We start from the raw sequence: 20412 nt of genomic DNA, 5'->3' as shown, positions 1-20412 counted from the left end.
ATTCCCACGCGGGAGCGTGGGAACGATCTGTGATAAAAAAACGCCCGACCTTCGCAGGCCGGGCGTTTTTGTGCCCTGTGAAAATCAGGACTGACTGGATGGCGTCGGCGTTACCGGCGTTGCAGTCGGGGTAGCAGCCGTGTGCGACGGTGCGGACACCGAATTGGCTGTCGAAGCGGCCGGTGCTGCCGCTGTTGCCGGCTTTTTCGCTACCGCAGGTTTTTTGGCCGCTGCAGGTTTTGCAGCAGGCTTGGCTGCTGACTTCGCAGCGGCTGGTTTGGCAGCCGGTTTAGCCGCAGGTTTTGCAGCGGCTTTAGCGGCCACTGGCTTAGCGGCAGGCTTGGTGGCCGGTTTGGCGGCAGCGGTTTTGGCTGCGGGCTTGGTGGCAGGTTTTGCAGCAGCCTTGGCGGGCGCCTTGGCCGCAGGTTTTGCAGCCGGTTTGGCGGCCGCTTTAACCACAGGCTTGGCGGCCGTTTTCGCGGCGGGTTTTGCCGCTGCGGTTTTAGCCGCAGGTTTGGCGGCCGGTTTTGCCGCAGGCTTGGCCGCAGCCGTCTTGGCTGGCGCCACTTTGGCGCCTGTGAGTTTTTCGATTTGCCTGGTCAGGGTGTCGACCTTGCTGTGCAGTGTTTTCAGCTCAGCCTTGCTCGGCACGCCCAGTCGCGAAATGGCACTGTTGAGGCGTTTGTCGAAGGTTTCTTCCAACTTGTTCCACGTGTCGGAAATGCTCGACTTGGCCGAACCTGCGCTCGCCTTGGCCGCATCGACTTTTTTACCCACAGTGCTCTTGGTCAACTTCTCGGCTTTCTCACCGTCCTTGACCAGCGTCTCGAAGTATTTGCCGCCGTCACTGCTCACCTTCGAATACACGCCTAAACCAGCAAGCCAGATCTTTCGGGAATATTTTTCAACTTCCCCGACCCACGAGCTGCTTTCTTTCTGAGTAGTTTTTTTAACAGCCATCCCGATGTCTCCTTAGTGTTTACGCGCGACACGTTCGAGCAATGCCGTCAGCTCTTCGAGCTTAGCAGAGAGTGTCTCAACGTCATGTTTAGACGCAATGCCGATTCGATTCAAGGCACTTGCAACACGCGAGTCAAATGCTTTTTCAACTTTATCCAGTTGAACTTCAACGCGGCGGCCGACACTCGAGACGTTACTCTTTACTTGATCAATCTGACTGTTAGCGGCATCAAGTTGTTCAATGGCAACTTTTTTGCTTTTACTTTCAATATGTTGACCGCTCTTAACCAGCTCATTGAAGTATTCGCCGCCCTCGCTGCCGACCTTGGCGTAGGCACCAAGACCCGCCAGCCAGATCCTGCGGGCATAGCGTTTGACCTCACTCAGGGCAGTGGTCTGACTGTCGATTTTTTTCTGCAAAATAACGTTGGCCATGGTGCACCTCACATAGAACCGGGTGGAGGAACCGCCCGCCGGAGTTGGGGGCTTGGGCACAACGTAGGGTGAAAAATTAGAATCGGCACCCTAAGAGCGTCGAGTCAGGCCAGCGCTTTATCCAGGGCTTTTTCGATTTCGGACTTGAGGGTACCGCTCATGGCCGACATCAACAGGCCCAGTTCAACATCGATACGCAATGCATCATCAGAGACCTGAACGGTGCCTTTAACGCCCGACCGCTTGAGGTTCAGGGAATCGCCGGACCACGACGACTCCACGCCATATTTATCCTTGAGTTTCTGCGCCAGCGTGTCGGCCTTCGCCCGTGCGGCGGCTTTACCCAGGGAATGCTCACGCTCAACGGTTATACGCGCCATTGCAATGGCTCCTTTCTATGAGGGCTTGGAAACCTTCCATGCGGCAAAAGGTCTCGATAAGCACCTATCTTACCTTCAGCCTTGCCAAGACAAAGCAGGCCCCGGGGATTATCATGTCCCGCATTCTCTTTTGGTGACAGCGATATGACTGATCAGCGCAAAGGCAGCGATGCCGAACCCACCACTCACTTCGGCTTCAAGAACGTCCCGGAAAGCCAGAAAGCGGAAAAAGTCGCTGAGGTGTTCCACTCCGTAGCCGCCAAGTACGACTTGATGAACGACGTGCTCTCCGGTGGCATGCACCGCCTGTGGAAGCGTTTCACCATCGAATTGTCGGGCGTGCGCACCGGCAATCGCGTGCTCGACATCGCCGGCGGCACGGGCGATTTGGCCGCCAAGTTTTCCAAGCTGGTAGGGCCTACCGGCCAGGTGGTACTGGCCGATATCAACGGCTCGATGCTCAAGGTCGGTCGCGACCGCCTGCTCGACAAGGGCGTGGCCGGCAATATCGAATTCGTCCAGGCCGATGCGGAAAAACTGCCGTTCCCCGACAACCACTTCGATTGCGTGACCATCGCTTTCGGTCTGCGCAACGTCACCCACAAGGAAGACGCGATACGCTCGATGCTGCGCGTGCTCAAACCGGGTGGCCGCCTGCTGGTGCTGGAATTCTCCAAGCCGACCAACGCGCTGATGTCCAAGGTGTACGACACCTATTCGTTCGCCTTCATGCCGTTGATGGGCAAGCTGATCACCAATGATGCCGAGAGCTACCGCTACCTGGCCGAATCGATCCGCATGCACCCCGACCAGGAAACCCTGAAGTCGATGATGGTGGAGGCCGGTTTCGACCGCGTGACCTACCACAACATGACCTCGGGCATCGTCGCCCTGCACCGCGGCATCAAGCCCTGATGCTGCTCGCAGGCCTTCTCGCCAGCGTCGAGCACGGCCTCAACCGTGTTTTGCGCCTGGACAGCACCGCCCTGGCGCGGCTTGCGCACCTGACCGGCAAAGTCATCGCCGTCGATTGCCGCAGCCCTGCCCTGCAGCTGTTTATCCTGCCCAGCGATGAGGGCCTGCTGCTCGCGTCGCAATGGGCCGCCGAGGCCGACTGCACCCTGCGTGCGCCCGCCGCCAGCCTGGTGCACCTGGCCCTGAGCCGCAACAAGACCGCTATCCTGCACAGCCCCGAAGTGGCGCTGGAAGGCGACAGCGCGGTGCTGATGGACCTGGCCGCCGTGCTGCAGGACCTGGAGCTGGACTGGGAATACGAACTCTCGCGCTGGCTCGGCCCCGTCGCCACCCAGTTGCTCGGCGGGCACCTGCGCAGCCGTTCGCGCTGGTACCAGCAAGGGTTCGCCAGCCTCAACCAGAACCTCGCCGAATACCTGAGCGAAGAATCGCGCACCCTGGTCGGGCAACGGGAAGCGCAAGCGCGCTTTCGTGAGCTCGACAAGGCCAAAATCGACCTGGAACGTCTCGAGGCCCGCTTCGAGCGCCTGAGCCGTTCCCTTGATCCAAGCGATAACGCATGAAGCTGCTCGCCGTCCGCCGTTTGTTTCGTATCCAGCGCGTCGTAATCCGCTACCGCCTCGATGACCTGCTGTTTGCCCTGCCCCTGCCATGGTTCCTGCTCGCGGTGCGCTATGTGCTGCCGTGGCGCTGGTTGCCGCGCAGAAAACTGGAACTGAGCCGAGGTGCTCGCGTGCGCCTGGCGTTGCAGGACCTGGGGCCGATCTTCATCAAGTTCGGGCAGATTTTGTCGACCCGCCGCGACTTGCTGCCCGAAGACATCGCCGATGAGCTGATGCTGCTGCAGGACCGTGTGCCGCCGTTCGATTCGCAGTTGTCGATGAAGCTGATCGAAGAGCAACTGGGCAGGAAGATCAGCGAGGTGTTCAGCCGCTTCGATGTCGAGCCGCTGGCTTCGGCCTCGGTTGCGCAGGTGCATGCCGCGCAGCTCAAGAGCGGTGAAGAAGTGGTGGTGAAGGTGATTCGCCCGGGCCTCAAGCCGATCATCGGCCAGGACCTGGCGTGGCTGTTCATCCTGGCCCGCGCCGCCGAACGGTTCTCCGCCGATGCGCGCCTGCTGCATCCGGTGGATGTGGTGGCCGACTACGAAAAAACCATCTACGACGAACTCGACCTGCTGCGCGAAGCGGCCAACGCCAGCCAGCTGCGCCGCAACTTCGAAGGCTCGCAGCTGCTGTACGTGCCGCAAGTGTATTGGGACTGGTGCCGCCCCAAAGTGCTGGTGATGGAGCGCATCTACGGCGTGCAAGTCACCGACCTCGCGACCCTGGCCGACCAGCGCACCGACATGAAAATGCTCGCCGAGCGCGGCGTGGAGATTTTCTTCACCCAGGTGTTCCGCGACAGTTTCTTCCACGCCGACATGCACCCGGGCAACATCTTCGTGAGCACCGTCAACCCGTGGAGCCCGCAGTACATTGCGATCGACTGCGGCATCGTCGGCAGCCTCACGCCGGAAGACCAGGACTACCTGGCGCGTAACCTGTTCGCCTTTTTCAAGCGTGACTATCGCCGCGTGGCGCAGTTGCACATTGATTCGGGCTGGGTGCCGGCGGAAACCAAACTGAATGAATTCGAAGCGGCGATCCGCACCGTGTGCGAACCGATCTTTGAAAAACCGTTAAAGGATATTTCCTTCGGTCAGGTGCTGATGCGCCTGTTCCAGACCGCGCGGCGCTTCAATATGGAAGTGCAGCCGCAGTTGGTGCTGCTGCAGAAAACCTTGCTCAACATCGAAGGCCTGGGCCGCCAGCTGTACCCGGACCTCGATCTGTGGAACACCGCGCAGCCGTTCCTGGAACGTTGGATGCGTGAGCGGATGAGCCCGAAGACCATGCTGGGCAACCTGCACAGCCAGATGGAACAGCTGCCGCACCTGGCCAACATGACCCGCGACCTGCTTGAGCGTATGTCCCAGCCTCATGCCAGGGACCCTGAGCCGCCATGGCGCAAGCGCAAGGACGACTGGTTCCTGCGCCTGCTCGGCGCCGCGCATCTGGTGGGTGGGGTCATGCTGGCGATTGGCGGACCGTTGAATCAACTGGGCCACTGGCCGGCCGGAATCATGGTCGCCGTGGGCGTTTATCTGATCGTGCGTCGATAACCCATCCGGTTATACACTGTCGCAAATTGCCGGAGCCGAACATGAAAGACTGGCTGGACGAGATCAAGTGGGACAGTGACGGCCTGGTGCCGGCCATTGCCCAGGACTACAAGACCGGGCGCGTGCTGATGATGGCCTGGATGAACCGCGAGGCCCTGAGCCTGACCGCCGCCGAGCAGCGCGCCATCTACTGGTCACGTTCGCGTGGCAAACTGTGGCGCAAGGGCGAAGAGTCCGGGCATGTGCAGACCCTGCATGAGTTGCGCCTGGACTGCGATGCCGACGTGGTGATCCTCAAGGTCGAACAGATCGGCGGCATCGCCTGCCACACCGGCCGTCACAGTTGCTTCTATCGCGTGTTCGAGAACGGCGAATGGAAGGTGGTGGAACCGGTGCTCAAAGACCCGCACGCCATTTATTCGGCAGGACATTGATCATGAGCGATACCCTCAACCGCGTGGCCCAGGTGCTGGAAGAGCGCAAGGGCGCGGATGCCGACAGTTCCTATGTCGCCAGCCTGTATCACAAGGGTCTGAACAAGATCCTGGAAAAACTCGGCGAAGAATCCGTCGAGACGATCATTGCCGCCAAGGATGCGCAGATCAGCGGCGATTGCAGCGATGTCATCTATGAGACCGCCGACCTGTGGTTCCATAGCCTGGTCATGCTCGCCCAACTGGGGCAGCATCCACAGGCCGTGCTGGATGAACTGGACCGTCGCTTCGGCCTGTCCGGGCACGCCGAGAAGGCTGCACGCCCGTCCACCTGAACAACTTTTATCGAGGATTTGCAGCATGGGTATTTTTGACTGGAAACACTGGATTGTCATTCTGGTGGTCGTGGTACTGGTGTTCGGCACCAAGAAACTCAAGAACCTGGGCACCGATGTCGGCGAGTCGATCAAGGGCTTTCGCAAAGCCATGAACGACGACGAAAAGCCGGCCGAGCCCACTGCAAACCCGGTTCCACCGGCCCAGCCTGTGCACCCGCAGGCCGCCCAGCCGATCACCGAGCGTCGTACCTTCGACGTGCAGGCTGAAAAAGTCGAAGAGCCGACCCGCAAAGACTCGTGAGCACTGACTAATGTTTGGTATCAGCTTCTCTGAACTGCTGCTCGTCGGCCTCGTGGCCCTGCTGGTATTGGGCCCCGAACGCCTGCCCGGTGCGGCACGCACGGCCGGCCTGTGGATCGGGCGCCTGAAACGCAGTTTCAACGCGATCAAACAGGAAGTTGAGCGGGAAATCGGTGCCGACGAGATCCGCCGGCAATTGCACAACGAGCACATCCTGTCGTTGGAGCAGGAAACGCGCAAGATTCTGTCGCCGGTGCAGGAGCCCGCCAAACCGGTGGAACCTGTGGTCCAGAACAGTATCGCGCCTGTGACTGAAGCCGCCCCCCCGGCACCGACCGCGCCAACCGAGCCTGCGCCGACGCCCGTTGCGTCGCCCGCGCCCCATGACCCTACATTGCCGCCGCGAGCCCCATGAGCGCTGATAAACCGGAAAACGACCAGCACATGCCGCTGGTCTCGCACCTCACTGAGCTGCGTACCCGCCTGCTGCGTTGCGTAGCGGCCATCTTCATCATCTTTGCCGGGCTGTTTGCCTTCACCCAGCAGATCTATACCTTCGTCTCCACGCCGCTGCGCCAGTATCTGCCGGCCGGCGCGACGATGATCGCCACCGACGTGTCTTCGCCGTTCCTGACGCCGTTGAAGCTGACCATGATGGTCTCGCTGTTCCTGGCGATCCCGGTGATCCTGCATCAGATCTGGGGCTTCATCGCGCCGGGGCTGTACAAGCATGAGAAGCGCATCGCCGTGCCGTTGCTGGTGTCGAGCATCCTGCTGTTCTATACCGGCATGGCCTTCGCCTACTTCCTGGTGTTCCCGCTGATCTTCAAATTCTTCGCCGCCGCCACCCCGGCCGGCGTGGAAATGATGACCGACATCACCAGCTACCTCGACTTCGTGATGACGCTGTTCTTCGCCTTCGGCGTAGCCTTCGAAATTCCGGTGGCGGTGGTGTTGCTGGTGTGGATCGGCGTCGTCAACGTGGCTTACCTGAAGAAAATCCGTCCTTACGTGATCATCGGCTGCTTCGTGGTCGGCATGATCCTTACCCCGCCGGACATCTTCTCCCAGACCCTGCTGGCCGTGCCGATGTGGATGCTGTTCGAGATCGGCATCCTGTTCAGCGGCTTGATCAGCAAGCGTGGCGAGCACCCGGACGACCAGACCGCCGACGACGACCAGCCGCCAGCGACCCAGCCGTGAACCTGCTGCTGCTGGAAGACGCCGACTTTATCGCGGCCGACCGGGTGGTGCTGCGTGATCGGCGCCTGGTGCATATGCAGGAGGTGCACCGCGCCGTGGTCGGCGACAACCTGCGCGTGGGCCGCATTGGCGGGCTGATGGGTAGTGCCCAACTGCTGCGCCTGGAAGCCGGGGAAGCCGAGCTGCACGTCGGCTTCGACCAGGCGCCGCCGAGCAAACTGCCGCTGACCCTGCTGCTGGCCCTGCCTCGTCCGAAAATGCTGCGTCGGGTGCTGCAAACGGTAGCCGCCATGGGCGTGCCGAAGGTTGTACTGGTCAACAGCTACCGCGTGGAAAAAAGCTTCTGGCAGACCCCGTTCCTGGAGCCTGAAGCGATTCGCGAGCAGCTTATTCTCGGCCTGGAACAGGCGCGGGACACGGTATTGCCCGAGATCATTATCGAGAAGCGCTTCAAGCCGTTCGTTGAAGATCGCTTGCCGGCCATGACCACCGGCACGCTTGGCCTGATCGGCCACCCCGGCGACTACCCGCCCTGCCCCCGCGGCCTGGATGAACCGGTGACCCTGGCGATCGGGCCGGAAGGTGGCTGGATACCCTATGAAGTCGAATTGCTGAGCAAGGCCGGCCTGCAGCCGGTGCAACTCGGCGCGCGCATCCTGCGGGTTGAAACCGCCGTGACCGCCCTGCTCGCCCGCTTGTTCTAATGTGGGAGGGGGCTTGCCCCCGATGACAGAGTATCAGTCGCCACATTCAGTGGCTGATACACCGCTATCGGGGGCAAGCCCCCTCCCACAGGGGTACTGCGTCGCTTCAGAATTTCATACACATGCCGATAACCCCGGAATAAGTCCAAGCCTTGTTCCAGGGGAGTTTGCAGCATGTATCGTTGGTTAGCCGAAAAGCTGGGGAATGTCAGCGTCAAAACCAAGTTGGGCGTCGGCTTCGGCCTGGTGTTGCTGCTTACATTAATCATCACGCTCACAGGCTGGGCCGGGCTCTCGGGCGTGATCAGCCGTGGCGACAAACTGGGCTACATCGCCAGCCTCAACGATTTGAGCAAGGACCTGCGCATCGCGCGCCTGGACTTTGAAATGCGCCGTGGCGAGCAGGGCCCGGGGGCAGTCAACGGATTTCTGGGCCAGCTGGAAAGCGGCCTGAAAACGGCCCGGGCGCTGATTGAACAGCCCGCCGATATCGCGCTGGTCGATGACCAGCTCGCCGCCGTTGACCAGTACAAGCGCGCCTTCGACGCCATGGTCCAGGCGGGTGCCAATCGCGAAAACGCGCGCAGCAAGCTCGGCGATACTGCTGACAATGCGGTGCTCAAAGTCGGCGAAGTGGAAAAGACCCTGCTACAGGGCGACAGCGTCAGCCAGTTCAACAGCATCGTCGACCTGAGCAAGCTGATCCAGCAGGCGCGGTTCCAGGTGCGCGGCTACACCTACAGCGGCAAAGTCGAAGCCGAGCAGCCCGCGCTGGATGCCATCGATAATGCCCTGAAGAAAATCGCCGCGCTCAACGGCCAGCTACCTGATCAATTTTCCACCAACCTGCAACAGGCCGGCACCTCGCTGCAAGCCTACCGTGCTGCTGTCAGCCAGTACCGTGACTCGCAGGTGGCCAGCGCCGCCGCGCTGAAAATCATGAACGTCCAGGGCGACATTCTGCTGGACCGCAGCAGCAAACTCACTGCCTCGCAAACCGTGGTCCGCGACAGCGACGCCGCCCAAGCCAAACAGCTGTTGCTGCTGTCTACCCTGCTGGCACTGCTGTTTGGCCTCTTCGCCGCCTGGGCCATCACTCGCCAGATCATCATCCCGCTCAATCAAACCCTCAAGGTCGCCGAGCGCGTGGCCTCGGGCGACCTCAGCCACAATCTGGAGTCCGCCCGCCAGGATGAACTGGGCCAACTGCAACGCGCCATGCAAAGCATGACCCTGGGCCTGCGCACGTTGATTGGCGGTATCAGCGACGGCGTCACCCAGATCGCCAGCGCCGCCGAGCAGCTGTCGGCAGTCACCGAACAGACCAGCGCCGGGGTCAACAGTCAGAAAATCGAGACCGACCAGGTGGCCACGGCCATGAACGAAATGGCGGCCACTGTGCAGGAAGTGGCGCGCAATGCCGAAGAAGCGTCGGAAGCCGCCGTGGCCGCCGACGTGCAGGCCCGCGAAGGCGACCGAGTGGTCGGTGAAGCTATCGCCCAGATCGAACGCCTGGCCACTGAAGTCGGCAATTCGACGATCGCCATGGGCGACCTGAAGCGCGAAAGTGACAAGATCGGCAGTGTGCTTGACGTCATCAAGTCCGTGGCCCAGCAAACCAATCTGCTGGCGCTTAACGCGGCCATTGAAGCGGCGCGTGCCGGTGAAGCCGGGCGTGGCTTCGCCGTGGTCGCCGACGAAGTGCGCAGTCTTGCCCAGCGCACACAGAAGTCCACCGAGGAGATCGAGGAGCTGATCGTCGGCCTGCAAAACGGCACGCAGCAGGTGGCGACCATCATGGACAACAGTCGCGGCCTGACCGACAGCAGTGTCGAACTGACCCGCCGCGCCGGCAGCGCGCTGGAGAGCATTACTCGCACCGTGTCGACCATCCAGGCGATGAACTCGCAGATCGCCACCGCCGCCGAGCAGCAAAGCGCCGTTGCCGAAGAGATCAACCGCAGCGTGTTGAATGTGCGCGATGTCTCCGAGCAGACGTCTTCGGCCAGCGAAGAAACGGCGGCGTCCAGTGCTGAGCTGGCGCGCCTGGGCATCTACTTGCAAACCCTGGTCGGACGTTTCCGCATCTGACCCGACTTGCGCGGCAGCCGATTGCGGCTGCCGCTTCTTGTGAAATTTCCTACACGGTTATCAGCCCGCCCTCACCTCGATTCGGATTAGCGTTTGCTCTGTTGCTAAGCGCTTTTTCAGATTTGGAGGTTCACCATGTTTACTTGGCTGACTCGCTCGCTGAGCAACATCAGCGTTCGCCTCAAACTCGCCCTGGGTTTTGGCCTGGTGCTGCTCCTCAGTCTCATCATCGCAGTGACAGGCTGGCAAGCTCTGAATGCCGTGCTTGAACGCTCTTCCAAGCTGACGACATTGGGACAATTGGCTGTTGATGCCGAAGCCATGCGTGCCGATCGAATTGTGTACCGAATACTGGCGGACACTGCCAGCCTGGGCAAAATCAACGCGCAGATCGGAAAAATCGAACTGTATCTCGCTGACCTCTCAATCCGCATGAGTGCGCCCTCCGATCAACGGCACCTTCAGCAGACAACCAACCTGATAGCGGGATTGAAAGCCGCACTCGGCGAGCTGCCGTCGCTGGTCGAACAACGTGAAAAAGCCCGTGCTCCGCTCAAGACAATGGCGCTTGAGACCAGCGACACCCTGGCCCAATTCGCCAGTGATTTGCCTGACCAGGATGACCAGAAAGCCCTTGATGCCATTGAAGACCTGCGCCAGGCAATAACACTTGCTGATGATGCCACCCAGAACCCCGCCTGGGCAGCCGACTCACTGCAAACCTATGCCCAAACAGTCAGCACGGCGCTCGATGCACTGGAGGCTGCTCAGATGGCCGTCATGGCCCTTCCAGTAGATGCCGCGTTGCTCAAAACCCAATTGACCACCTACCGCGAGCAATTGATAACGCTCAAGGAGGCCCAGCTCAATACCGAAGCCGTGCAGAAACGAGTCGAACAACAACTCGATCAAGTACTGGAACAAAACGACCTGTTAAGCCAGGCCCAAGTCTCAAAGCGCGACCGGGAAGCGGACCGAACCCGTACCCTGCTCACCAGCGTCACCGTTGTAGCACTGCTGTTCGGCACCCTGGCCGCCTGGTGGATAGCGCGGCAGATCAGCGTGCCGCTACGCCAGGCGCTTGCGTGCGCCAACCGCATAGCGAACGGCGACCTGAGCCACGATATCCAGGTGGAGCGCCGCGACGAACTGGGCCAACTGCAACACAGCATCGGGCAGATGACCCGCAGCTTGCGCAGCCTGATCAGCAGCATCGGCGACAGCGCCCGCCAGATCGCCGGTGCGGCGACGCAGTTGTCCAGCGTTACCGAACAGACCCGTAACGGGCTCAACGACCAGAAAGATGAAACCGACCAGGTGGCAACAGCGATGAATGAAATGCTCGCCACCGCCCAGGAAGTCGCACGTCATGCCGAACGCGCGTCCGTTGCCGCCAACGAAGCCGACCAGCAGGCCGGCGCCGGTGAGCAGGTGGTCACCCAGGCGGTTGAGCAGATCGGCAACCTGGCCAGTGAAATGGCCTTGTCCGGTCGCGCCATGCTGACCCTGCAACAGGAAAGCCAAAAGATCGCCAGCGTGCTGGACGTGATCAAGTCGGTGTCCCAGCAGACCAACCTGCTGGCCCTGAACGCCGCGATCGAAGCGGCGCGCGCGGGCACTGCCGGCCAAGGCTTCGCCGTGGTCGCCGATGAAGTACGCAGCCTGGCCCAACGCACACAGGAGTCGGCTGAAGAAATCGAAGGGCTGATCCTCGGCCTGCATAACGGCACCCAACAGGTAGCGGACATCATGGACAGCAGCCGCAACCTGACCGACAACAGCGTTGCCCTGACCCGCGACGCTGGTGAGGCCCTGACGGCGATTGCCCGCACGGTGGCGGTGATCCAGGAAATGAACCCGCAGATTGCCGCCGCCGCCGAGCAGCAAAGCGCGGTGGCCGAGGAAATCAATCGCAGTGTATTGAAGGTGCGGGATGTGTCGGAACAGACCGCAGCCGCCAGCGAGGAAACGGCGGCGGCGAGTGTTCAGTTGACGCGGTTGAGCGTGGATTTGCAGACGCTGGTCGGCAAATTCAAGCTCTGAAATGTGGGAGGGGGCTTGCCCCCGATAGCGGTGTAACAGTCAATACAGAAGAGACTGACAGACCGCCATCGGGGGCAAGCCCCCTCCCACATTTATAAAACCTGGCGCAGGAAAGCCTGGGCGCGTGGGTCCTTGGGTGCATCGAAGAACTCCGCCGGCGCCGCGTCTTCCAGCAATTTGCCGTGATCGAAGAACAACACCCGGTCCGCCACTTCGCGGGCAAAGCCCATCTCGTGGGTGACGCAGACCATGGTCATGCCTTCCAGGGCCAGGGTCTTCATGACGTCGAGCACCTCGCCGACCATTTCCGGGTCCAGCGCCGAGGTCGGTTCGTCAAACAGCATCACCTTGGGCTCCATTGCCAGGGCTCGGGCAATCGCCACCCGCTGCTGCTGGCCTCCGGAAAGGCGCGACGGAAACTCATTGGCTTTCTGGGCGATACCAACCTTCTCCAGCAATGCCAGGGCCTTGGCCTCACGCTCTCGCTTGCCGCGCTTGCGCACGACCTTTTGCGCCAGGCACAGGTTCTCCAGCACGGTCATATGAGGGAACAGGTTGAAATGCTGGAACACCATGCCGACTTCACGGCGGTAGGCATTCACATCGGTCTTCGGGTCGGCCAGTTGCAGGCCGTCGATGCTGACCGAACCTGAATCGAACTCCTCCAGCCCATTAAGACAGCGCAGAAAAGTGGACTTGCCGGAACCGGACGGGCCGATCACCACCAGCACTTCGCCCCTGGCTACCTGGGTGGTGACATGGTCCACGGCGCGCACCACATGGCCACGGGTATCGAAGACTTTTACCAGATCGCGGACTTCAATCACTTTGCGCGAGCCTCCGCTCAAGCCGGCTGGCCATTTTCGACAGCGGCAGGTTGATCAGCAGGTACAGGCCTGCCACACAGAACAGAATTTCAAAGGGCGAAAATGAGGTGGTAATCACTTCGCGTCCGCTCTTGAGCAGCTCAGTGATCGCGATCACCGAGACCAACGAAGTGTCTTTCACCAGGCTGATGAATTGACCGGCCAGCGGCGGCAGGACGCGCTTGAACGCCTGCGGCAACACCACATGCCGCATCGACTGGCTGGCGCTCAAGCCCAGGGAGCGCGCGGCCTCGTCCTGGCCACGGGTGATCGACTGCACACCGGCACGCACGATTTCCGCCACGTAGGCGCCGGTGAACAGCGACAGCGCCGCGATCCCGGCAAACTCCCGGGACAGGTTGAGCACCGTGCCGATAAAGAAATAGAAAATGAAGATCTGCACCAGCAGCGGCGTACCGCGCACCAGTTCGACGTAGATCGTCGACAGGTCGCGCAAGGTCGGGTTGCTGGACAACCGGCACAAGCCGGTGGCCAGGCCAATCGCCAGGCCCAGGATGCCGGACACCACCGACAACCACAGCGTGGTCCACAAGCCCCACATCAGCGGGCCCAATGCCCAATGACGGTTGACACCGATGACGTCACCTTCAGCCACATCATCGCCGCGCGCCACTTGCAGGCTGTTGTCGGCGACCGTCACCTTTTGCTCGGCACCGGCATCACTGCGCAGCGTCACCTCGGCCACATCGCCCTTGCGGACCAGCTCGATGACGGTGGAAATAACGGCTGCACGCTGCGCTTCTTCGGCCTGATAGGCGAAATACTGGGGCACCCGGTTCCAGCGCCATTCGTAGGACATCAGCGAGGTGGCGTAGTACAAGGCGCCGGCCAGGCCGACCAGCACGACCACGGTCAGCAGGTGCCAGGGCCATTGGGCTTTTTTCTGTTTCATTTCACTGTCCGCATAGGTGTTGCCTGGCCGGCCGCCATCGGGGGCAAGCCCCCTCCCACATTTGGAATGCGTTTCCCTGTGGGAGGGGGCTTGCCCCCGATACAGGCAACTCGGTCTTAAGCCTTATTCCATATCCTTGAGCCACTCGGAGCTCTTGAACCACTTGTCATGGATGCGATCGTAGGTGCCGTCGTTCTTGATCTGGTGCAGGAAGTTGTTGATGAAGTTGACGCTGTCGTAGTCGCCTTTCTTCAAGCCGAACGCCAGGGGCTCAAAGGTGAAGGGTTCGTCAAGGAACACCAGCTTGCCGTTACCGACTTTCTTCTCGGCGACCACGTTGTACGGCGCGTCGTAGACAAAGGCGTCCGCCTTGCCGTTGACCACGTCCAGCACACCTTCCTGCTCGTTGTCATAACCGTGGTACTTGGCTTTGGCGATCAGCTTTTTGGCAACCATCTCACCGGTGGTGCCCAGCTTGGAGGTCAGGCGGTATTTTTCGTCGTTCAGGTCTTTATAGGACTTGATGGTGCCTTCCAGCTCCTTGCGAATCAGCAGGGTCTGGCCGACCACGATGAAGGGTTCGCTGAAGTTCAGGCGCAGGTTGCGCTCCTGGGTCAGGGTCATGCCGCTGCCGATCATGTCGAACTTGCCGGTCAGGAAGGCCGGGATAATGCCGTCGTAGCCGGTGGACACCAGCTCCAGCTTGACGCCCATGGACTTGGCCATGGCCTTGAGGATGTCGACTTCGAAGCCGATGATTTCACCACGTTTGTCGGTCATTTCGAACGGCATGTAGGTCGGGTCCATGCCGACTTTCAGCGTGCCGCGCTTGACCGCATCATCGATGGCGCCGGCCTGTGCCGCAGTGGCCGCCACCAGCGCAGTGACGCCGAGCATCAGCATCGAAAGATACTTTTTCATCATCAAGTCCCCTGAACGGTTTTTATAAGGTTGGCGCGCTATGGGCTGCGCTATTTCGGGGTGCGATCCTAACCCACTCGTTGCTCGTCACAAAGGTTTCACGACTAAATGTTATCGAGGCCTGCAAGAGAGGCCCTACAGCGCGGCGCCTGACTAAAGACCTAGACAGGTCGCTGCACGGACTCGCTAATGAGTTGATGTGTAAGTAGTTATGACGATCATTCAATCTCCGCGAGCCAGGCAGTGTCCCTGAACCACTTGTCGTGCAATTGATCGTAGGTGCCGTCCTGGGCCACTTGATTGAGGAAGTGATTGATCCAGTTGACGCTGTCGTAATCACCCTTTTTCAGGCCGAACGCCAGGGGTTCGAAGGTAAAAGGTTGCTCAAGCGTCAGTAATGCGCTGTTCTCGGGCCGGGTCATGGCGATCAGGTTGTAGGGCGCATCATAAATAAAGGCGTCGGCCTTGCCCTCCACCACCTGGCGCACGCCGTCCTCCGGCGCTATGAAACGCTGGAGCCGGGCCGCCCCCAGAAAGCGCTGCGCCGCGGCCTCGCCCGTGGTGCCTTCGGTGACCGCGATTCGATAACCCGCCTCGTCCAGGTCTTCGATACTCGATACCCTGCCGGCCAGGCGCGAATTCAGCAGGACGGATTGGCCCACCACGATAAAGGAATCACTGAAGTTGAGCTGCAGGTTACGTTCCTGGGTGACCGTCATGCCGCTGCCGATCAAGTCGAACTTATTCTCCATCAGCCCCGGCAGCAATTGTGTGTAGGGCACCGCGACCAGTTCGAGTTCAACCCCCAGCGCGCGGCTCATCGCCTGAAGCAAATCGATCTCGAAGCCTATGATGCGCCCCTGCTTGTCCGTCATTTCGAACGGTACGTAAGTCGGCGTGGTGCCCACTTTCAGCACGCCACGGCGCACAGCGTCGTCAATCGCCCCGGCAGAGAGCAAGCCGGTGTGAAGCAATACGACAACACCTATCAGCAGTGCCGAACAATACCTTTTGAACATGTGTGCCCCCGTGGCGCGTCAAATTTGGGGGGCGATGCTACCCCAGCCACAGGCACGACAATACGCTTCGAACGAAGGTCTTTTGTTTCGAAATAACAAGGAGTTAGGGAGGAAAGGAAGCGGCGCCAAACGCTGTAGGACCAGCGCTTGAAACGCCCCCGAGGTGAGCCCTCGGGGGCGTCTGAATCAGGCCGGTTGTGCCTGGGACGACAGTGGTTGCAGCGGGAGCAATGGCGCGTGCGGATCCGCCTTGATCGAAGCACGCCAAGCATCCAGCCACTCGGCGTGGCCTTCGCTCCACACCTGCTCATGCAAGCGAGCCAGGGCTACCGGGTCGCTGAGCAGGGCCAGGCGTTCGCTGTTGGTGAGGCCGGCCGGGCCGACTTTCAACGCGTGGCGAACACGCTCCACCCGCAGGTACTCGATCGGCTCCGCCTCGCGGTGCCGCGAGGTCGCCAGGGCACAGGCCAGGGCGTTCTGCTGCGGGTCGACCACCGAACGCACAAACCCGTCATTGAGCGCGTGCCAACGGTTTTCGTGGGTGTACTTCTCGGTCGACAGCAATGCCTGCGGCGGATTGTATTCCTCGGGGATCAGGAACAGGCTCTCATCGCGGGACTTGAGGCCCAGCTTGACCCGGCTGGAAATCACCGACACCGGGATCGACAGCATCAGCGAACCGACGATCGGGATCAGCCACCACAAGAAGCTTGGGTTGAGCCACACCACCAGTAACGCCCACAAAAAGCCCAGCAAGGTCTGCGGACCGTGACGCTTGACCGCTTCGCTCCACGGCGTGGAGTCATCGTCGCGCTGCGGCGAGTTCCAGGTCGCGGCCCAGCCGAGGAACGCGGCCAGTACGAAACGGGTGTGGAAGATCATGCGCACCGGCGCCAGCAGCATGGAGAACAGCATCTCCAGCAGCATCGACAAGGTCACCTTGAACTTGCCGCCGAACTCTTTGGCGCCCTTGGCCCAGATCAGGATGATGCTCAGCAGTTTAGGCAGGAACAGCAGCACGATCGTGGTGGAAAACAGTGCCACCGCCTTGTCCGGATGCCATTGCGGCCACAGCGGGTACAACTGGCGCGGCGCCATGAAGTACTGCGGCTCCATCAGGGTGTTCACCGCCAGCAAGGCCGTCGACAACACCAGGAAGAAAAACCACAACGGCGCCGACAGGTAGGACATCACGCCGGTTAGGAACACCGCACGGTGCACCGGGTGCATGCCCTTGACCAGGAACAGGCGGAAGTTCATCAGGTTACCGTGGCACCAGCGACGGTCACGCTTGAGTTCGTCCAGCAGGTTCGGCGGCAGTTCTTCGTAGCTGCCCGGCAGGTCGTAGGCAATCCACACGCCCCAGCCGGCGCGGCGCATCAGCGCTGCTTCAACGAAGTCGTGAGAGAGGATCGCACCGGCAAACGCGCCCTTACCTGGCAATGGCGCCAGGGCGCAGTGCTCGATAAACGGTTTCATGCGGATGATCGCGTTGTGGCCCCAGTAATGGGATTCACCCAACTGCCAGAAGTGCAGGCCGGCGGTAAACAGCGGACCGTAGACGCGGGTGGCGAACTGCTGCATGCGCGCATACAGGGTGTCCATCCCCGACGCACGCGGCGCGGTCTGGATAATCCCGGCATCCGGCGTGGCTTCCATCAGGCGTACCAGGCTGGTCAGGCATTCGCCGCTCATCACGCTGTCGGCGTCGAGCACCACCATGTACTTGTAGTCACCGCCCCAGCGACGGCAGAAGTCGTCGAGGTTGCCGCTCTTGCGCTTGACGCGACGGCGACGGCGGCGATAGAAAATCTTGCCGAAACCACCGGCTTCACGGCACACGTCGAGCCAGGCTTGCTGTTCGGCGATGCAGATATCCGCTTCATTACTGTCGCTGAGCACGAAGAAGTCGAAACGGTCCAGGTCGCCGGTCGCGGCCACCGATTCGAACGTGGCGCGCAGACCGGCAAACACCCGGGGCACATCCTCGTTACAGATCGGCATCACCAGCGCGGTGCGTGCATCCTTGGGAATCGGCTCGTCGCCGGCACTTTTACCGGAGATACGGTATTTGTCGTGACCGGTCAGCAGCTCGAGGAAGCCCATCAGCGCGGTCCAGAACCCGGCCGACACCCAGCAGAACAGAATCCCGAACATGATCAGGATGCTGGTCTGCAGTGCGTAAGGCAGTACCTGGGTAGCGGTTTGCAGCAGGGTCTGGTTGCGGATCTCGTCGAAGTCGACCAGCGACCAGCCCTGGTACGGCATGATGCCTTTCATGTACCAGCCGGCGACGATGGTCTGGCCCAGCATCAGCACCAGCAGGATATAGCGGCGGATCGAACCCACGGTACGCCAGCGCGCGGCGGGCAGTACCCGTTCGTCCTTCGGCGGCTTCGGCGGGTTGGTGCGCCCGGTCATCCGGCGCCAGCCGCGTACTAGGATGTTGGTGCGCCAGGGCTCGGGCACCACTTTGGTCCGACGGATCGGCGGCGTGGCCTTCAGGCAGACGCGGCCGCTGGCGTCGAGCGCCAGCATCTCCGCGTCCTGCAGCTCTTCGGCCGTGCTGAGGGTCAACCTGCGGCCCACCGACGCCTGGGCGGCATCGGTGGGTGCGTCGAAGGTGGCGGACGACAGGCGTTCGTGCAGCTCGCTGAAGGAGCTGCAGCCTGCCAGCTCGGCGCGCTGCTCAGCTGTCATGGGGAGATGCGCCAGGTACTCGGTCAGAGTTTCTGGCTTAACGTGTGAATTACTCATCGGCGGGCAACTGGTAGCTCCAGGTTTCGGTCAGGACTTGCTCGGTCTTGGCCGGCTCGGGCGTGACAGGGGCCGGGGCAGCTTCTGGCTGCTTGGCGTCCTTGTCCTTCGCCTCTTTGGCGTCTTTCTTGGCCTGTTTCTCGTGTTGCTTGGCCAGGACCTTGTCAGCCTTGAGCACGTGGGTCGACACCTGCTCGGGCTCAGCCTGTGCGATCTCCTGCACCAGCGCCGCACGCATTTCAGTCGGCTTGCTCGCGTCCTTGATCTTCATGCGCAGGGTCAGGCGCCAGCCTTTGGTGTGCTCGTTGTAGCGCACGCTGTTTTCAACCAGCTCAGCGTTATCGCCAACGCTCACCTGGCTGCGCACCGGAGCGTCGGGCAGCAGTTTCTTCAGGGCCGGGCCTTCGAAGTCCACCAGATAAGCGACGGTGCCATCCGGCTGACGGATCAGGTTGGATTGCTTCACGTCACCGGTGGAACGCAGGGTCTGCTTGACCCAGGCACTGTCCGGCGAATGGAAGGCGGCATCGTCCAGCGTCCAGTGCAGACGGTAGGACACATCCAGCGGCTTGCCGACTTCCGGCAGTTCGGCCGGGCTCCAGAAGGCAACGATGTTGTCGTTGGTTTCGTCAGCGGTCGGAATCTCTACCAGGTCGACGGTGCCTTTGCCCCAGTCGCCCTCAGGTTCGATCCAGGCGCTTGGGCGCTTGTCGTAGTTGTCGTCCAGGTCTTCGTAGTGGCTGAAGTTGCGACCGCGTTGCAGCAGACCGAACCCACGCGGGTTTTCCACGCTGAAGTTGCTGACCGACAGGTGTTTAGGGTTGTTCAGCGGGCGCCAGATCCACTCGCCATTGCCGGCATGGATCGACAGGCCGCTGGAATCGTGCAGTTCACGACGGTAGTTGAGGACCTTGGATGGCTGGTTGGCGCCGAACAGGAACATCGAGGTCAGCGGGGCCACGCCCAGCTTGCTCACCTTGTCGCGCAGGTACATCTGGGATTTGACGTCGACCACCGTGTCGGTGCCCGGACGCAGGATCAGGCGGTAGGCGCCCGTCGCACGCGGGGAATCAAGCAGGGCGAAGATCACCAGGTGCTTGTCGCCCGGCTTCGGACGCTCGATCCAGAACTCGGTGAAACGCGGGAATTCTTCACCGGACGGCAGCGCCGTGTCGATCGCCATGCCACGGGCGGACAGGCCATACACCTGGTCCTTGCCGACGACGCGGAAATAGCTGGCGCCAAGCATGGTCATGATTTCGTCTTGCTTGTCGGCCTTGTTGATCGGGAACAGCACCCGGAAGCCAGCATAGCCCAACTGTTCGGTAGCTTTCGGATCAAATTTCACGTCGCCGAAATCGAAGCGATTCGGGTCGTACTTGATTTCCTGGACGCTGTCAGCGGTGACTTCATTGATTTTCACCGGTGTATCGAAGTGCATACCCTGGTGATAGAAGGACAGCTTGAACGGAGTGTTCTGATCGGCCCACTCGGCTTTTTCATTGCGGAAACGAATCTTCTGGTAATCAGCGAATTTCATTTCGCGGAATTCGTTCGGCAGATTGCTGCGCGGAGCTTCGTATTTCTGCCCGGCCAGCTCTTTTGCCTTGGCCGATACATCGTCCAGGCTGAATGCCCACAGTTGACCCGCGCCGAACAGGCAGAACAGGGCAGAGCCCGTCACCAGTGCGTTTCGTAACCGTTTGGCAGACAATTTTGGTGCATTACAGGGACTAACAATCACGAGCAACCCTCGCCGAAAACAGATCAAAAAACCAACGGCCAGCTATCTATATGCCAGGTTGGCGAGCATTGTTCCGACTCCGCAGGGGCAAAATGATTCCCCACTGGTTTGTCGGACAAGTCTCTACCTAAGTCAAAAATGGACCAAACAACGCTGATCCCCGT

Annotated in this window: 19 protein-coding genes and 2 pseudogenes; 12 read left to right on the top strand and 9 right to left on the bottom strand. The window is 60.9% G+C overall.

Features of this window, described 5'->3' with window-relative positions:
• Positions 1–84: 84 nt before the first annotated feature.
• The 3 genes from BOP93_RS01875 to BOP93_RS01865 form a co-directional block, all read right to left on the bottom strand.
• The gene (locus BOP93_RS01875) at positions 85–960 is read right to left on the bottom strand and encodes a phasin family protein (RefSeq protein WP_104501352.1); all 876 of its coding nucleotides are present in this window, start codon (positions 958–960) and stop codon (positions 85–87) included.
• Positions 961–972: 12 nt separating this feature from the next.
• Positions 973–1395 carry a phasin family protein gene (locus tag BOP93_RS01870; protein WP_065885715.1) on the bottom strand — a complete coding sequence of 141 codons (423 nt, stop codon included), beginning with the start codon at positions 1393–1395 and terminating at the stop codon, positions 973–975.
• Between the two features lie 104 nt (positions 1396–1499).
• A complete protein-coding gene (locus BOP93_RS01865) occupies positions 1500–1775 on the bottom strand; it encodes a polyhydroxyalkanoic acid system family protein (RefSeq protein WP_104501351.1) in 276 nt (91 codons plus the stop codon).
• Positions 1776–1919: 144 nt separating this feature from the next.
• On the opposite strand from BOP93_RS01865, the gene ubiE reads away from it, so the two are divergent.
• The 12 genes and pseudogenes from ubiE to BOP93_RS01810 all read left to right on the top strand — a co-directional run bounded on the left by ubiE (position 1920) and on the right by BOP93_RS01810 (position 12028).
• A complete protein-coding gene (gene ubiE / locus BOP93_RS01860) occupies positions 1920–2690 on the top strand; it encodes a bifunctional demethylmenaquinone methyltransferase/2-methoxy-6-polyprenyl-1,4-benzoquinol methylase UbiE (protein ID WP_003171186.1) in 771 nt (256 codons plus the stop codon).
• On the top strand, positions 2690–3313 hold the full coding sequence (locus BOP93_RS01855; protein ID WP_065893707.1) for a ubiquinone biosynthesis accessory factor UbiJ: 624 nt from the start codon (positions 2690–2692) through the stop codon (positions 3311–3313). The genes ubiE and BOP93_RS01855 overlap by 1 nt, the downstream gene beginning before the upstream one ends.
• A complete protein-coding gene (gene ubiB, locus BOP93_RS01850; RefSeq protein WP_065885718.1) occupies positions 3310–4914 on the top strand; it encodes a ubiquinone biosynthesis regulatory protein kinase UbiB in 1605 nt (534 codons plus the stop codon). Before BOP93_RS01855 ends, ubiB begins: the two co-directional genes overlap by 4 nt.
• 41 nt (positions 4915–4955) lie before the next feature.
• Positions 4956–5348 (top strand): phosphoribosyl-AMP cyclohydrolase, encoded by a 393-nt coding sequence (gene hisI / locus BOP93_RS01845; RefSeq protein WP_065893709.1) that lies wholly within the window; start codon positions 4956–4958, stop codon positions 5346–5348.
• 2 nt (positions 5349–5350) lie between these two features.
• Entirely contained in the window at positions 5351–5683 is a 333-nt protein-coding gene (locus tag BOP93_RS01840; protein ID WP_057724443.1) for a phosphoribosyl-ATP diphosphatase, read from the top strand.
• Positions 5684–5708: 25 nt separating this feature from the next.
• The gene (locus BOP93_RS01835; RefSeq protein ID WP_065885720.1) at positions 5709–5987 is read left to right on the top strand and encodes a twin-arginine translocase TatA/TatE family subunit; all 279 of its coding nucleotides are present in this window, start codon (positions 5709–5711) and stop codon (positions 5985–5987) included.
• 10 nt (positions 5988–5997) lie between these two features.
• Positions 5998–6402, top strand: a complete 405-nt coding sequence (tatB, locus tag BOP93_RS01830) for a Sec-independent protein translocase protein TatB (RefSeq protein WP_104501350.1) — start codon at positions 5998–6000, stop codon at positions 6400–6402.
• Complete coding sequence (gene tatC, locus BOP93_RS01825) at positions 6399–7190, top strand: twin-arginine translocase subunit TatC (protein ID WP_065885722.1); 792 nt, start codon at positions 6399–6401, stop codon at positions 7188–7190. Before tatB ends, tatC begins: the two co-directional genes overlap by 4 nt.
• Positions 7187–7894 carry a 16S rRNA (uracil(1498)-N(3))-methyltransferase gene (locus tag BOP93_RS01820; RefSeq protein ID WP_104501349.1) on the top strand — a complete coding sequence of 236 codons (708 nt, stop codon included), beginning with the start codon at positions 7187–7189 and terminating at the stop codon, positions 7892–7894. Before tatC ends, BOP93_RS01820 begins: the two co-directional genes overlap by 4 nt.
• A 174-nt stretch (positions 7895–8068) precedes the next feature.
• Positions 8069–9079 (top strand): annotated as a pseudogene (locus tag BOP93_RS28065) (methyl-accepting chemotaxis protein); the annotation flags it as partial.
• Between the two features lie 33 nt (positions 9080–9112).
• A complete protein-coding gene (locus tag BOP93_RS28060; RefSeq protein WP_430758786.1) occupies positions 9113–9985 on the top strand; it encodes a methyl-accepting chemotaxis protein in 873 nt (290 codons plus the stop codon).
• 135 nt (positions 9986–10120) lie between these two features.
• On the top strand, positions 10121–12028 hold the full coding sequence (locus BOP93_RS01810) for a methyl-accepting chemotaxis protein (protein WP_104501347.1): 1908 nt from the start codon (positions 10121–10123) through the stop codon (positions 12026–12028).
• 92 nt (positions 12029–12120) lie between these two features.
• Here BOP93_RS01810 and BOP93_RS01805 read toward each other — a convergent pair whose 3' ends face one another.
• The 6 genes and pseudogenes from BOP93_RS01805 to BOP93_RS01780 form a co-directional block, all read right to left on the bottom strand.
• Positions 12121–12855 carry an amino acid ABC transporter ATP-binding protein gene (locus BOP93_RS01805; protein WP_065885726.1) on the bottom strand — a complete coding sequence of 245 codons (735 nt, stop codon included), beginning with the start codon at positions 12853–12855 and terminating at the stop codon, positions 12121–12123.
• Positions 12848–13807 carry an amino acid ABC transporter permease gene (locus BOP93_RS01800; RefSeq protein ID WP_104501346.1) on the bottom strand — a complete coding sequence of 320 codons (960 nt, stop codon included), beginning with the start codon at positions 13805–13807 and terminating at the stop codon, positions 12848–12850. The genes BOP93_RS01805 and BOP93_RS01800 overlap by 8 nt, the downstream gene beginning before the upstream one ends.
• A gap of 123 nt (positions 13808–13930) precedes the next feature.
• On the bottom strand, positions 13931–14728 hold the full coding sequence (locus BOP93_RS01795; protein ID WP_104501345.1) for a transporter substrate-binding domain-containing protein: 798 nt from the start codon (positions 14726–14728) through the stop codon (positions 13931–13933).
• A 218-nt stretch (positions 14729–14946) separates the two neighbouring features.
• Positions 14947–15747, bottom strand: a complete 801-nt coding sequence (locus BOP93_RS01790; RefSeq protein WP_104501344.1) for a transporter substrate-binding domain-containing protein — start codon at positions 15745–15747, stop codon at positions 14947–14949.
• 184 nt (positions 15748–15931) lie between these two features.
• Positions 15932–18504, bottom strand: a pseudogene (mdoH, locus tag BOP93_RS01785) (glucans biosynthesis glucosyltransferase MdoH); the annotation flags it as partial.
• Complete coding sequence (locus tag BOP93_RS01780) at positions 18497–20248, bottom strand: glucan biosynthesis protein G (protein ID WP_065893742.1); 1752 nt, start codon at positions 20246–20248, stop codon at positions 18497–18499. The gene BOP93_RS01780 and the pseudogene mdoH, both read right to left, overlap by 8 nt.
• Positions 20249–20412 lie beyond the last annotated feature (164 nt).

Origin of the sequence: Pseudomonas orientalis (assembly GCF_002934065.1) — a bacterium.
Classification (GTDB): Bacteria; Pseudomonadota; Gammaproteobacteria; order Pseudomonadales; family Pseudomonadaceae; genus Aquipseudomonas; species Aquipseudomonas orientalis_A.
Note: the sequence above shows the minus strand (reverse complement) of the source record. Positions and strands in the feature narration are given on the sequence as shown.